The 13,100-nt window shown below is 40.0% G+C and carries 12 protein-coding genes; 8 read left to right on the forward strand and 4 right to left on the reverse strand.

Annotated features, from left to right (window positions below):
* Positions 1 to 9 precede the first annotated feature (9 nt).
* Positions 10 to 2,799, forward strand: coding sequence for a malto-oligosyltrehalose synthase (treY, locus tag CYAN7822_RS21035; RefSeq protein ID WP_013324268.1), 2,790 nt, complete (start codon positions 10 to 12; stop codon positions 2,797 to 2,799).
* A gap of 125 nt (positions 2,800 to 2,924) precedes the next feature.
* On the opposite strand, the gene CYAN7822_RS21040 is transcribed toward treY, so the two are convergent.
* From CYAN7822_RS21040 to CYAN7822_RS21055, 4 genes are all read right to left on the reverse strand, one after another.
* Positions 2,925 to 3,617, reverse strand: coding sequence for a manganese catalase family protein (locus CYAN7822_RS21040; RefSeq protein ID WP_013324269.1), 693 nt, complete (start codon positions 3,615 to 3,617; stop codon positions 2,925 to 2,927).
* Positions 3,618 to 3,824: 207 nt separating this feature from the next.
* The gene (locus CYAN7822_RS21045; RefSeq protein ID WP_013324271.1) at positions 3,825 to 4,793 is read right to left on the reverse strand and encodes a YegS/Rv2252/BmrU family lipid kinase; all 969 of its coding nucleotides are present in this window, start codon (positions 4,791 to 4,793) and stop codon (positions 3,825 to 3,827) included.
* A 110-nt stretch (positions 4,794 to 4,903) separates the two neighbouring features.
* The gene (locus CYAN7822_RS21050; RefSeq protein ID WP_013324272.1) at positions 4,904 to 5,548 is read right to left on the reverse strand and encodes a tetratricopeptide repeat protein; all 645 of its coding nucleotides are present in this window, start codon (positions 5,546 to 5,548) and stop codon (positions 4,904 to 4,906) included.
* 107 nt (positions 5,549 to 5,655) lie between these two features.
* The gene (locus tag CYAN7822_RS21055; protein WP_013324273.1) at positions 5,656 to 7,017 is read right to left on the reverse strand and encodes a GTP-binding protein; all 1,362 of its coding nucleotides are present in this window, start codon (positions 7,015 to 7,017) and stop codon (positions 5,656 to 5,658) included.
* Between the two features lie 147 nt (positions 7,018 to 7,164).
* Here CYAN7822_RS21055 and CYAN7822_RS21060 point away from each other — a divergent pair, with 147 nt between their 5' ends.
* The 7 genes from CYAN7822_RS21060 to CYAN7822_RS21090 all read left to right on the forward strand — a co-directional run bounded on the left by CYAN7822_RS21060 (position 7,165) and on the right by CYAN7822_RS21090 (position 12,750).
* Positions 7,165 to 7,815 carry a hypothetical protein gene (locus CYAN7822_RS21060; protein ID WP_013324274.1) on the forward strand — a complete coding sequence of 217 codons (651 nt, stop codon included), beginning with the start codon at positions 7,165 to 7,167 and terminating at the stop codon, positions 7,813 to 7,815.
* Positions 7,816 to 8,206: 391 nt separating this feature from the next.
* The gene (locus CYAN7822_RS21065) at positions 8,207 to 8,419 is read left to right on the forward strand and encodes a hypothetical protein (RefSeq protein ID WP_013324275.1); all 213 of its coding nucleotides are present in this window, start codon (positions 8,207 to 8,209) and stop codon (positions 8,417 to 8,419) included.
* Positions 8,420 to 8,504: 85 nt separating this feature from the next.
* A complete protein-coding gene (locus CYAN7822_RS21070; protein WP_013324276.1) occupies positions 8,505 to 9,683 on the forward strand; it encodes an FtsX-like permease family protein in 1,179 nt (392 codons plus the stop codon).
* 19 nt (positions 9,684 to 9,702) lie between these two features.
* Positions 9,703 to 10,467, forward strand: a complete 765-nt coding sequence (locus CYAN7822_RS21075; RefSeq protein ID WP_013324277.1) for an ABC transporter ATP-binding protein — start codon at positions 9,703 to 9,705, stop codon at positions 10,465 to 10,467.
* A gap of 266 nt (positions 10,468 to 10,733) precedes the next feature.
* Positions 10,734 to 10,994 (forward strand): hypothetical protein, encoded by a 261-nt coding sequence (locus CYAN7822_RS21080; protein WP_013324278.1) that lies wholly within the window; start codon positions 10,734 to 10,736, stop codon positions 10,992 to 10,994.
* Between the two features lie 325 nt (positions 10,995 to 11,319).
* Positions 11,320 to 11,958: a bifunctional 4-hydroxy-2-oxoglutarate aldolase/2-dehydro-3-deoxy-phosphogluconate aldolase gene (locus CYAN7822_RS21085; RefSeq protein WP_013324279.1), complete on the forward strand. Its 639-nt coding sequence runs from the start codon at positions 11,320 to 11,322 to the stop codon at positions 11,956 to 11,958.
* 66 nt (positions 11,959 to 12,024) lie between these two features.
* Positions 12,025 to 12,750 (forward strand): metallophosphoesterase family protein, encoded by a 726-nt coding sequence (locus tag CYAN7822_RS21090; RefSeq protein ID WP_013324280.1) that lies wholly within the window; start codon positions 12,025 to 12,027, stop codon positions 12,748 to 12,750.
* Positions 12,751 to 13,100 lie beyond the last annotated feature (350 nt).

Raw genomic sequence — 13,100 nt, forward strand, 5'->3', positions numbered from 1 at the left:
TATAAAATTATGCGGATTCCTACAGCGACTTATCGGATTCAATTTACCCCTGATTTTGGTTTTAATCAAGCCAGAAAAATTGCCAATTATTTATCAGAATTAGGCATCTCAGATCTTTATGCTTCGCCGATTTTTAAAGCTAGGTCTGGCAGTACACACGGTTATGATGTAGTGGATGCTAATCTGCTTAATCCCGAATTAGGAACAGAAGAAGATTTTAACGCACTAATTTCTGATTTACAAGACAAAAAGATGGGATGGGTACAAGACATTGTGCCTAATCATCGGGCTTATGATAGTGACAATAAAGCTTTGATGGATGTTCTTGAAAATGGGAAAGATTCAGAATACTATAACTTTTTTGATATTGAGTGGGAACATCACTATGAAGATTTTCGAGAAAAAGTTTTAACCCCTATGCTAGGTGATTTCTATGGAAACTGCCTAGAAAATGGAGACATACAACTCGATTATAATCAATCCGGTTTAAGCGTCAAATGTTATGGTTCCTTCAAAATCCCTCTAAGAATTGAATCCTATCTCCAGTTTTTAACTTACGGATTGGGGAAATTAAACCGTCAGTTAGGGCGCAGTCATCCCGATTTTATCAAAGTTTTAGGGATACTTTATTTAATTAAAAATGTCCCTTCTGAAACATCCGGCAGACAACGAAAAGACCAGGTAGAATTTATTAAAGGACTTCTGTGGGAACTCTATAATAATAATCCCGCCGTTCAAGAATTAATTGATCAAAATATCGTCACCTTTAATGGAGAAGCCGGTAAAGCTGAAAGTTTTGATTTATTAGATCAGTTACTCAAAGAACAATTTTTCCGTTTATCTTTCTGGAAAGTCGGAGCAGAAGAACTGAATTATCGGCGATTTTTCACCGTTAACGAATTAATTTGTTTACGAGTAGAAGACGAGCAAGTTTTTCAAAAAACTCATAGCTTAATTAAAGACTTGGTTCAAGCTGGTAAATTTACAGGTTTGAGAATTGATCATATCGATGGACTTTATGATCCAAGTCAATATTTATCCCGTCTTCGAGAAACGATGGGAGACGTTTATCTCATCGTCGAAAAAATCTTAGAAAAAGAGGAAAAACTGCCGACTCACTGGTCAATTCAAGGAACATCAGGTTATGATTCTCTCAATCGTTATAATGGCGTTTTTTCTCAAGTTAAAAATCAAGATAGATTCAGTGAGATTTATGAAAAAATTACCCGTTTTGATGGAGACTATGAAAAAGTTTTAGCCGATAAAAAGCGGCTGATAGCTGAAACAAACTTAGTGGGAGATGTGGATAATTTAGCGCATCTTCTCAAGCGCATTGCCGGTCAATATCGCTATGGACGAGACTTCACCTTATCTGGACTTAGAAAAGCCATTTTAGAAGTGTTAGTTCAGTTTCCCGTTTATTGTACTTATACGAATCAAGAGGGGATAACTGACATTGATAAAGCTTATGTCAAAGAAGCGATTGAGAAAGCTAAAGCGAATTTACCTCGACTCTTAAAAGAATTAGATTTAATTGAGAAATTCTTGTTGCTGGAATACGATGAAAATCTCTCAGAAGAAGAACAGAAAAAATGGCTACACTTTACCATGAGGTTTCAACAGTTTTCAGGGCCATTAATGGCAAAAGGCATAGAAGATACCTTATTTTATGTTTATAGCCGCTTTGTCGCTTTAAATGAGGTGGGAGGATTTCCGCAAACCTTTGGCATTACTCTTGAAGAATTTCATCAATTTAATCGAGAACAATTTGCCGGTCATCCTCATACGATGAATGCTTCTTCTACCCATGATACAAAACGCAGTGAAGATGTAAGAGCGAGATTAAATGTCATCTCAGAAATTCCTGACGAATGGGAACGACAACTTAACGAATGGCGGCAACTGAACAAAGACAAAAAAGTTAGACAAGGGAAACGAATTATCCCTGATAACAACGACGAATATTTCTTTTATCAAAATCTTTTGGGTGCTTTTCCCTTTGATGACAGTGATTATCCCCAATTTGTAGAACGCATCAAAGACTATATGATTAAAGCTGTCAGAGAAGCTAAAATTCATACCGCTTGGTTACGTCCTGATAGCGTTTATGAAGAGGGTTTTATCAAGTTCATTGAGCAAGTTCTCGAACCGGAAAATAATCACTTTTTAGAGCAATTCAGAATTTTTAAAGACAAAATAGCTATTTATGGGATTTTTAATTCCCTCTCTCAAACCTTAGTAAAAATCACTTCCCCGGGTTTACCAGACTTTTACCAAGGAACCGAACTCTGGGATTTAAGTTTAGTTGATCCTGATAACCGTCGTCCTGTAGACTACGAAAAACGCCTGTCTTATCTCGAAGAGATTAAACATCGTCAAAATGATCTCCATTCGTTGATTGATGAATTAAAAGAAAATCCTACCGATGGCAGACTGAAACTATTCCTAATTTTCCGCGCTTTAGCCGCCAGAAATCAACATATTTCCATTTTTCAACAAGGAGATTATCTACCTTTACAAGTTAAAGGTCAGTATCAAGATCATGTCATTGCTTATGCAAGACAGCATGAAAATCAAACTGCCATTACTGTTGTTCCTCGCTTTATTACCACATTAATTGAACCTTATCAAGCTCCTCTAGGTGAAGAAATTTGGGGAGATACTTATCTAGAAATTCCTTCTAATTTACAGTCGGATTGGAAAAATATTTTTACTGATGAAACAGTTACTCAAACAGATACAATCCCTATCGGTAAAGTTTTAAATTCCTATCCGGTAGCCTTATTAATCAGTGAATAACCTGGGGTGCGGAACTCGTTCCGCATTCAAACTAAAAATGTAGAGACTAGCCCGGGCAACGTCTCTACAGATTAAAAATAGTACAAGGAAAAAGTAAGAATCAACTCTAAAAAAAGTCGATAGGGTTATTTTTGATCAGGAACAGGATTAGCAATATAACGGAAATTTTCATCAGAATTCCAAGGGCCGCGTTGATCTTCTTGTCCGTTTGTAGACAAGTTAAAGTAAAGATCAACCGTTTCATCAGGTTGAATATTGCCAAAGAAAGGATCGTCCAATTTACCCAAAGAATCAAGGGCTTTCATGAACATTTTAGTATGAGAAATTTCTCGAGTCAAAAGATGAATTAATACTTCTTTGGTTTTCGGGTCTGGTGCGAGTTTAATTAAAGCTTCATAGGTTTGACGCGCTCCGCCTTCTGCGGCAATGTTAGCTCGTAAATCTCGAACCACATCTCCGCCTTCATTGATATAATTGGCAGTCCAAGCGGAACCTTGAGAGTCTAAAAAGTGAGGGCCTTTTCCTCGTATAGCAAATAAAGTGCTGCTAAAAGCTTCTGTTTGATCGACTTTTTGGGTATGAACTTCGATTAATTTACCCACCATTTCTAAATGGCTAAATTCTTCTACGGCAATGTCTTGAAGCATATCCCGAATACCTGGGTGTTCTACATGAAACGATTGCACCCAATATTGCAAAGCCGCCGTTAATTCACCAGTTGCGCCGCCAAATTGCTCTAAAAGAAGTTGAGCAAAGCGAGGGTTAGGGTCATCAATATTTACGGCTTTTTCAATCAGTTCTTTTTTGTGATAAAACATAAATTCAGTTTAAGAGCGTATTGTTGGTTATGATCGTCCAAAAGACTTTTTTATGGCTGAACCTAGTTTATCTAAAAAAAACTTCTCCTTTGGTCTGTCATGTTGAAGAGATTCTCACTATGACTATTGAAATAAATATCAACAGAACAGTCATTTTTTTTGACTTAAGAATTATTTCAAAAGAAATAAGTAAAAGGACTAATTAAGTTAAGGAGCTTTGGTTTTTGTCTCCACTTTTGACTCGGGCAAATTTTCTAATTTTTCAGGAGGGGAATTACTCCCAGTGGCGGGTACAAATATAATTAAACTATGGGGAATACATTCCACTTCGATCTCAGTGTGACCAATGACTTCACCATCAACAACCACATTCTGAAGCGGCGAGGTGGTAATTTTAACTCGCTTGGTGCGTAAATAACCAATATCATCTCGTTGAGCTTCTTCATTTTGTAAGGCAGTTTGCAGCAAATGATAAGAAGCTGTAATGGCACTGGCTCGATTTTTGGGCGCTACGATGGTCACATCTAATAACCCATCATCACAGATCACTCTTGCAGGCCCTTGAGCTAAAATGGAGGTAGCCGGAGCGGCATTGGCCACTGTCACGGCGGCGGCTGTCACTTCAATGAGTTTGTCATCTGTCTCAATTTCTGCCTCAAATCGTTCAAATTCTCGCAGTTGTCGCAGTCCCGAGAAGACATAAGCCAGCATTCCCCAATTTTTTTTCGCTTGTTTATTGGTTCCTTCGATGGTATCCGCTTCAAAACCCACCCCTGCTAACAGAAGCATCGGCTGTCCATTACAGGTAGCTGTATCAACGATGCGGGTATGTCCGGCCAAAATCGTCTGACAAGCTTCTTCGGCGGAGGGGGGAATGCCTAATGTTGAAGCCAAGGCATTAGCTGTACCACAGGGTAAAATGCCAAAAGCGACATGACTATTGATCAAAACGCCGGCTGTGGCTGAAATGGTGCCATCTCCTCCGGCCGCAATCACGGTTTTAAAGCCTTTTTCAATAGCATCCTTGGCCAGTGCCGCCGCATCAACTTCTTCTGTCGTCTTTTCGGTATAAAGGTCAAACTCAGGTGCTAACAGACTTTGAATGAGTTGAAGTTCTTGCTCAGGATCGCCCTGACCAGCAGTAGGATTGTAAATGAGATAGGCAGAACGGGTCATCGTTTTTAGGGTTCAGAGGAGGAATATAGCTGTTTATTCAGTTTAATTCCTCTCTCTATCTTGAGATAACACCCGCTAGGCAGATTATTACTCTTTTGTGATTTTAACTACTACTTTTTATTGCTGACTCGTGCCGGATCGGGAAGACTTGGGTCAAGGCTGAGTGCTTTGTCAAAATTGTCTTTAGCCGCTTGCACTTTTCCTTGTTCTCTTAAAGCCAAGCCCAGGTTATAGTAAGCTAGGGCGTTATTAGCATCGATTTCGATGGCTGACTTGTATTGCATGATCGCTTCGTCTAAATGCCCTTGTTGGTGTAAGGCTGTCCCTAAATTGTTATAAGCCAGAGAATTCTTGGGGTCGAGTTTGATGGCTATTTCAAAATTGAGAATGGCTTCTTCAAATTTTCCTTGATCTGAGAGAACGCTGCCTAAATTATTGTAAGCGGCGGCATATTCTGGATAGATGAGAATCGCTCTTTTGAAGCTCATGGAAGCTTCTTCTAATTTTCCTTGGTCATATAGGGCCGTTCCTAAATTGTAGTTGGCCACAGAATCATCAGGATAAAGTTCAACGGCTCGGCGATATATTCGTTCTGCTTCAGCAAAATTTTTCTGAGTTGCTGCTTGTGTCCCCGCTTTAATGAGTTCTTGTATGGTTGGCTGTTTGCCGGCTACGGCGGGCAGAGAAAGGGCTGTTACAGAGAAGGCTAACAGCACGGGCATAAGCTGACGCAGCATTTTATCATTAAATTTCATCTTACACACCTAATTGAGGGAGGAGAACTTGCCCGTAATTCTATCTTATATTTTCCCCTCAGAAACACAATTTAAGTTATCAAAACAAGACTTTTAGTCGGGACTGGTTACAAAAGTTCTTGCCGTAATCGATAAATAATGGTATTGGGTTCTATTTGAGCCAGAATATCTTGTATAACCGTAGAGGGTCCCATTGGCCCCCAACTACAGCCGCGTTCTAAATATACCTGTGCGGCTTTTCCTATGGCATAAGTTCCATAACCGGCAATGCCGCCTTGAGTCAGGGCTGCCCCCCCATAAATGGTTAAAGCTGTGGGATTTTCAAACATACTGGTGACGGCCGCCGCACTTTTTCCCACACCGATGATTAAACTACTGAACAGTTCCCCTAATAATAATCCTCCCGAACTGATAACGATGGTGCGCCAAAGTTTGCCGGCCTGATAATTAGTAATGGGTAAGCCGTATAAGCGAGCTAAAGCGCGTATAAGAGCTAAATCAGCAATGATCGCTCCTAAAATATCCAAAATCCCAAACGGGTTAACCGCCACCGCTAAGGCTTTGTATTTAGCATATTGCCAAATCAGGGCTTCTGCTTCTTGTTGGCGAATTTCTACGGTTTTCTTGGCGATATTGGCCTCGGCGGCTTGGGCTTGAAAAAGGGCATTAAGCGCGAGTAAAGACCGCCCTTCTCGGTTTAAGAGGGTGAGAATTTTTGCTTTTAATTCTTCAATTTGGGGGGGTGGGGTTTCCCATTCTTCTGTCACTCCACCATCAGGCCATTCTACTCGCACCGGTACCGGTTGAGGTTCAGCCGCTACCATGACAATTTCATCCGTAGACAATACCTCAGAGAGGTTTTCCCCGGCTTTCCCCGTGGCCCATGTTTGCAATTGCTGATAAATTTCCTGACGGTCTTTCTCGGGATAGAGGTCAATTTTATTAAAGACAATCAAGATCGGTTTTTGGCTTTCTCTGAGTTCACAGAGGGCCTGATATTCGGTGCGGGTGATATCGGAGGCCACCACAAAGAGGATCAAGTCGGCTTGATAAGCGACTTCTCTGGCCATTTGCGCCCTCGCTTCCCCTTCTATTTCATCTAAACCGGGCGTGTCAATTAATTCTATTTGGACTTTTCCACTGGCCGGAGTCCAACGCACTGATCTGGGCCATTGAGTTACACCATGAAGCGGTCCGGTTTGTAAGACTTTTTCACCCAGTAAGGCGTTGACAACTGCCGATTTTCCCCGGCTGACTAAACCAAAGGTGGCTATTTTAATGACGTTTTGTTCGAGTTTTTCTAAGGCGGCTTTGAGGGTTTGTAAGTCTTTCCTGACGGCGGCTTGTAGGTCTAAATTGGGGGGATAATTCCAATGGCGGCGAAAGCTAGTATACCAAGATAGGGCTTGTTGCAAGCTGGTGCGAGCTTGATTAAGATGCTTTTCTTGTGGGGATGGCGGCTGGCTCACGGGTCAGGGGTTCACTGTTAATGATAGGTTGTTTCTATTTTAGTCGCTGTCTGCTGTCTTTCGCCTTTTCTAAAAATTTCCGAAATTCAACCGACTCCAGTTGTATTTAAAATCAGAACAATATACTCAAGAGCGGTCAGGGAAAAAGTGTTAGAAAATACAGGTGATAGCGGTTCTCGTAGTCGTGATGCTGTTAACGGCTTTAAACCAGAGCAGTTTAAGCCGATGAAGCTTTATCAAAAAATCAAAAAGCGTTGTTCATTTCAAAAAAATTTCTCCTGGTTTCTCTTGTGTGTATTTTTTGTTTTACAATATTCTCTGCCGATTTTTTTAGTAGTCCTGGGTAGCCTCACCGCTTCCCAAGAACCTGTGGCAAATTTTTTGAATGGTATTTATCAGCAAGGAAATTTAGAAGCGGATTCAAAAAAAACAGAAACTTTAGTCTCAGAAATTATATTTATTTTAGGCATTCTTACGATTTTTTTAGGAGTAACTAATACGACTATTCGTCCAGCCGAAAGTTATGATATTTCTGCAAAATTTAATAATAAATTTGCCCAGTTTGAAATTGACTTGGATATTGAAATGTCCAAATTTTTCACCCAAAAAGAAGATAATTGCTCAGAAATTTTGAAGTTATTACAGTCTAAAAACGAAGAACTAGCCAAGATCATAGAGCGATATAATGAAGATCGATCTTTACGACCAAGACAAGCGGATATAGACCTTTTAAATCAAAAAATCGAAAAACTTATGGTGGTACAAGAAGATAAAAATAATATGAATAACTCAAAATAAGCGACTATCAAAGTCTAATTTAAATCAAAAAAAAGTAAGTCGGGCAATAGAAGTATAGGGCATGAACATAAAGGCTGAAAGCTTTTTTTAGTAAACTCTTGCCCATAGCGGTATAACTTTAAACTTCCGTAGCCTCTGACACAAGTTTGACAAATCATTAATACAAAAAAAACACAAGTCTCAACTACAGTGTTAATTAGTTAATTTGAATTGAAAAGCAACTCAACTTAGGCCACTTAAAAAACAGCACACTTCCCTTAGCTATAACTCTCTCTAATTCGGTAATATGATAGAAGAATAGCTGTAACCTCTGGTAGAGGAAGCTAACTTGAAAAACTCCATAGGCTAGAAATAAAATTATTGTTCAAAACTCACTCAACAGTTTAGCACTATGTTACTTCATGACAAGCAAACAGACTCTCTAGTCGAAATTCTAGACCTACAATCCTTATTTAATCCCGTTCAAAATACAGTCAAAGGCAGTAGCCAAGCTGGACAAGAAGAACAGTCACCCAAAGAATTTGCTAAAGATAGCTTAAACTTTCCCTCCGGCGAAAATTTACCCCGATGCTGGATAGATGCAAACTATCGAAAAGCTCATTAGTCATTGGTCATTAGTCATTGGTCATTAGTCAGTTGTCAGTGGTTAACACTTATAACTTATTACTTATCACTGTTAACTGTTTAAGATGGTTTCACTTGCTCGCAAAAACTTATTCGAGGATTTACCTCGCTTTCTCATTGCTCAGGCCGGAATCCTATTTGCTGTCAGTTTGGTCACAATTCAAACAGGACTACTAAAAGGATTTACTCAATCTACTACTGCCTTAATCGACAAATCTCAAGCCGATCTTTGGGTCGCTTCTAAAGATCTTACTAACTTTGAGCTAACTTTGCCGATCTCCTATCAACGTTTAGCACAAGCGCAAAAAGTCGAGGGTGTAGCCTCTGCTGAACCTTTAATTCTAAACTCAGGATTATGGCGTAACTCTCAAGGGACAATTTCTACCGTTAGAGTCATTGGTTTTGATCCTAAAGGTAAACTTTTCTCCCCAGGAGTTATTACTCAGGGTAGTGTCAATGCTCTAGCCCAACCTTATAGGATAATCGTAGATCAAACACAATTAAAGTCCCTTGGAATTAAACAGGATGGAGATGTCGGACAAATTGGTTCATACAAAGCTACTCTAGCAGGACAGACCACCGGCATTCAATCGATCGCTTCTAGTCCTTATTTGCTCACTTCTCTGGAAACGGCCAAAGCATACAGTTATGCCCGTCCGGATTTTGAGGCCAAACCGACTACACCAGATATTGCTGCACTAACTAACACTGATAAGATTACTTATGTTTTAATCAAAGCTAAACCCGGCCAAAATTTACAAGTCCTTAAGCAAAGACTAGAAAAGGCCCTCCCCAATACCCTTGCTTTCACCACTCAAGAAATAGCCAACCAAACCCAAAATTATTGGGTACAACGAACTAGCATCGGCTTTATTCTCGGCCTCGGTGCGATCGTGGGTATCATTGTGGGGATCGTCATTGTCGGTCAAATTCTCTACGCCTCCGTATCTGATCACCTCAAGGAATTTGGCACTCTTAAAGCGATGGGTGCCTCTGACTGGGCAACTAATCGAATCATTATAGAACAAGCTTTGTGGATGGCTTTATTGGGCTATATTCCTGGGATGGGGCTATGCCTTGGCCTAGGAACTTGGACAGCCGCCACTCAAGGTGTCGTAATTTTAATTACCCCGGTTATGGCGGGCGGCGTATTGGCCGTGACGGTGTTTATGTGCATTGGATCAGCCTTGTTTGCGATCCAAAAAATCAATCGAGTCGATCCCGCTATGGTTTTTAAAAGTTAGTACAATAATTTGAGGTTTTATGACTACATCATTAGTGTTTTCTGGCGTTAAGCCGCAGATCGAGCCTGTTACTACTCCAGAGGGGGCTGCCATCGCTACAAAGGGGGTGGAAATGGTTTATCAAACCCAAGCCGGACGATTTCCTATTCTTAAAGGCATTGATTTAGAAATTCCCTACGGGTCCGTAGAAATTTTAATGGGTCCTTCCGGTTCAGGTAAAACTACTTTGTTGACCATCTTAGCTGGACTTTTAACACCCACATCAGGAAGTGTTAAGCTTCTCGGGCAAGAAATTACCACTATGTCCCGAAAACAATTAGCTAAGTTTAGATTGCATCATATTGGTTTTGTGTTTCAGGATTTTAACTTGTTTCCCGCTTTAACGGCGGCGGAAAATATTGAAATGGCATTCCATTTAAAAGGAATACGAGGCAGAGAAGCCCGTCGTCAAACTCAGAGCTTATTAGAACAGGTAGATTTAGGAGATAAAGGGGGAAATCTGCCGAGCCAATTATCCGGCGGACAAAAACAACGAGTAGCCATTGCTAGGGCTTTGGTGGGTCGTCCTCAATTAATTATGGCAGATGAACCCACCGCTTCTTTAGATTCTCAGAGCGGCTATACGGTGGTGCAATTACTACGTCAACTTGCTCGTGAGGCAGGTTGCACGGTGTTGATGGTGACTCATGACCCTAGAATTCTCGATTTAGCGGATCGTGTTATTCACCTTGAAGATGGGAAACTTGCCCAGAGTCCTACTATACAAGAGGTTCACAGCCGCTAATATCAATTATTCTAGGGTAAAGGCCAGGGTACAGTGCGGAACACAGTGAAGCACCCCAGTTAATATGAGCGACTTGAAGCAGAATCCTAGAAGCCCTGCCTTTTGCCTATTACCTTTAGCCGTCATTTGGGGGAACAATTTTTGTAAAAAAAGGTCATATCATAATCTTTTTCTCAGAATTAAATCCCAAAAAAATCATCAATTCAGGAACCCAAAAGCGTTAATAAACCGTCAGAAAAATTGAACATTATTAAGATTAAATTGCCTTGCCCATACAAATTATTTCTGCCACTCCTGGTCCAGCCACCCGAGAAATTATATTAAACTTAATTCTATCTCATCCAGAAGGATTAACGCTCAAAGAGTTAAGCCAGAATTTAAACCGTCCTGTTTCTATGCTTCAGATTTGTTTAAAATCACTTGTTGCTGACAAAAAAATTTCGGTTCGAGTTAATCAAAATCGGACGCAGCGCATTTATTATCCGGTTTATTCAAGGTTACCAGCCAATTACAATGAACGTAATTAATTACTGATCAAAAGTAATATTTATCAAAGTAGAGGCGTTGTCTGTAATGTCTCTACAAAGAAATAATTTTATTACAACTCATGTAGGATTGCTATCTATCTTTAACTAAGTAGATGGGCAATATAAATCAACAATAAATTAATTCTTTAAAAGGCTTCAAACCCTCCCCTGTTAAAAGATCTGGCGTTGTTTAGACCCTCGAGAGAGGGTGACAATTAGGCCCACTGACTGAGCAAATTTTGTCTAGCCTGTTTGAACGGCTCTGTGTGGGTTGGTCATTCCCGTCTTAAAATTAGATCAGGTAACCATTCATCAGTAGAAGCAATTGAACTCAATTCAGTGGCAACAACTTCTGAAAAAATATCGGGCGATCGCGGTTATTCGCTGTCAAGATGTAGCTCTAGCAGTAGCAATGGCTAAAGCGGTGGCCAAAGGAGGCATAAGACTTATCGAAATTACATGGAATAGCGAAAAACCGGCGAAAATCATTAGCCAACTGCGGATAGATTTACCCAAGTGTATTATTGGCACAGGAACGATTTTAACCCTAGAGGAGTTAAATGAGGCTATGGCTTGTGAGGCTCAATTCTGTTTTACTCCTCATGTTAGTCCAATTTTAATTGAAGCGGCGCTCTCGGCTAATTTGCCCATTATCCCAGGTGCGTTATCTCCCACCGAAATTGTTAATGCTTGGCAAGCGGGAGCCAGTTGTGTTAAAGTTTTTCCGGCTCCATCTCTTGGGGGAGCTAATTATATTAAAGCTTTAAAAAGTCCTTTGCCTCACATTCCTCTCATTCCCACTGGAGGTATTACCCTAGAAAATGCTAAAGCTTATATCGATGCCGGGGCAATTGCGGTGGGCTTATCTACTAATTTATTTCCTGAATCTTTACTGGTGGCCAATGATTGGCAGGCCATTACCGAGCGGGCTTTTTATCTTAATCAAACCGTAAACATATCTTAATCTTGCACTCATATAAACTCAGTCAATTCTTGCTAACCTAAAGAGGATCTAGGCGAACAATTCAATATGAGAACTTTAGCCATAGGAGATATTCACGGCTGCTTAGAAGCTTTTAATCTGTTATTGGATGTAGTCGCCCTAAGGCCAAACGATACTATTATTACTTTAGGTGACTATATCAATAAAGGCCCTCAGTCTAAAGGAGTAATTGATCAATTGATTGCCCTACATGAACGGGGACAACTGGTAGCCCTCAAGGGAAATCATGAATTGATGATTTTAGAGGCTCGTAAGAGTTTAGAAAAAGAGTTTGAATGGTTGAAAAAATATGGAACATCCACTCTATTATCTTACTCAAATTGCGGTTTAGGAGCCACCTTAGAAGATATTCCCCCTCATCACTGGGATTTTCTGCAAAATATTTGTTTAGACTGGTGGGAGACGAAAGAGCATTTTTTTGTTCATGCTAATATTGATTCCCATTTGCCCTTAGATCAACAATTAGAAGACAAACTGTTTTGGGCTAAATTTGTTGACCCACAACCTCACTACTCGGGTAAAGTGATGATTTGTGGGCATACCAGTCAAAAAAACGGTTTGCCGCTTAATATTGGTCATGCCATTTGTCTTGATACTTGGGTTTGTGGAGAAGGTTGGTTAACCTGTTTAGATATCGATAGTGGGCAAATATGGCAAACCAATCAACAGGGAAAAGTGAGAACAGCTTTTATTGAAGATTTTTATCGAGATAAGCAGCAAAAATTGAGGTTAAGTACCATAAAAGCCATCTAAGTACCTGGACAAAATTAAAGTTAACTGCGAGTTTGGGGAATGGGCAATGGGGAATGGGCAATGGAGAAGGGTTGTAGGCGTTTTACAATTCTTGACACAGTGGACTTTATTTATGTCCGACTACTTAGTCCACTGCGGGATTAGGCACTTAATTACTTATAATTATTTTTGGCTCTATCTAAAGAGAGATTTATTAAATAAAATTAAGCTCATCAATCAAAAAAAAATCGGCAAAAGCCGGCTTGAATCTTAATCAATATGGTTGTCACTTAAACCCGAAAAATTTATTACCATCGACAGATTTTGTGGCCGCCGTCAACTGATAATTATTAAATAGTATTTGATGAAAA

The sequence above is a fragment of the Gloeothece verrucosa PCC 7822 genome (assembly GCF_000147335.1).
In the GTDB taxonomy this organism is placed as follows: domain Bacteria; phylum Cyanobacteriota; class Cyanobacteriia; order Cyanobacteriales; family Microcystaceae; genus Gloeothece; species Gloeothece verrucosa.

Coding starts and splice junctions, on each gene's coding strand:
- treY (WP_013324268.1), top strand. CDS start 10: ATGCGGATTCCTACAGCGACTTATCGGATTCAATTTACCCCTGATTTT.
- CYAN7822_RS21040 (WP_013324269.1), bottom strand. CDS start 3,617: ATGTTTTATCACAAAAAAGAACTGATTGAAAAAGCCGTAAATATTGAT.
- CYAN7822_RS21045 (WP_013324271.1), bottom strand. CDS start 4,793: ATGACCCGTTCTGCCTATCTCATTTACAATCCTACTGCTGGTCAGGGC.
- CYAN7822_RS21050 (WP_013324272.1), bottom strand. CDS start 5,548: ATGAAATTTAATGATAAAATGCTGCGTCAGCTTATGCCCGTGCTGTTA.
- CYAN7822_RS21065 (WP_013324275.1), top strand. CDS start 8,207: ATGTTACTTCATGACAAGCAAACAGACTCTCTAGTCGAAATTCTAGAC.
- CYAN7822_RS21070 (WP_013324276.1), top strand. CDS start 8,505: ATGGTTTCACTTGCTCGCAAAAACTTATTCGAGGATTTACCTCGCTTT.
- CYAN7822_RS21075 (WP_013324277.1), top strand. CDS start 9,703: ATGACTACATCATTAGTGTTTTCTGGCGTTAAGCCGCAGATCGAGCCT.
- CYAN7822_RS21090 (WP_013324280.1), top strand. CDS start 12,025: ATGAGAACTTTAGCCATAGGAGATATTCACGGCTGCTTAGAAGCTTTT.